We start from the raw sequence: 648 nt of genomic DNA on the forward strand, positions 1-648 counted from the left end.
TAAAAACAAAAAGCGTTCAAAGTGATTTTGAACGCTTTTGTTTCTTGTAAGACAGTGTTGTTAGTTCTGTATAATGAACATCGATCGGCGGTTGAGCTGGTGCTCCTCTTCGGTACACTCCACCCCGTCCGAACATCGGTTGGTGAGCTGCCGCTCCCCATATCCCTTAGCCGTTAATCGACTCTTACTAATACCTCGCTCCACCAACCAGTTTAGGGTCGACTGCGCACGATTCTCAGAGAGTCGTTCGTTATACTTGAACGAAGCACGTGAGTCTGTATGCGATTCTATGTGGATGACAAGCTCCGGGTACTGACGCATCGCTGCCAAGATCTTGGCCAGCTCCACAGCAGCATCGGGACGAATGTTATAACGGTCCAGATCAAAATAGATCGGTTCAAGCTTTAATCGACAACCTAGATCATTTGGAGGACACGGATCGATCAATGCCAACGGCACAGGAACTTCCACCCTCCCCGATTCGGCGGGCGTGAGGATCACCTTCTCATAAGGAGCATACTGAGGCTTGCTACCCCGTATCGAATATTGCTTCTCACAGTCGGCCGTAAAACTATAAGCAGCATCCTGACCAACGATCACCTGTTCCACCACTGTATTGTTACCATCCAAAAGCGTCACCTCTGCACC

General features: G+C 49.2%; 1 protein-coding gene. It reads right to left on the minus strand.

Annotated features, from left to right (window positions below):
• Positions 1-60: 60 nt before the first annotated feature.
• On the minus strand, positions 61-648 hold a 588-nt coding region (locus JS40_RS00055; RefSeq protein WP_034257577.1), incomplete at its 5' end, for an OmpA family protein.

This window comes from Altibacter lentus, from assembly GCF_000746845.1.
Lineage (GTDB): Bacteria > Bacteroidota > Bacteroidia > Flavobacteriales > Flavobacteriaceae > Altibacter > Altibacter lentus.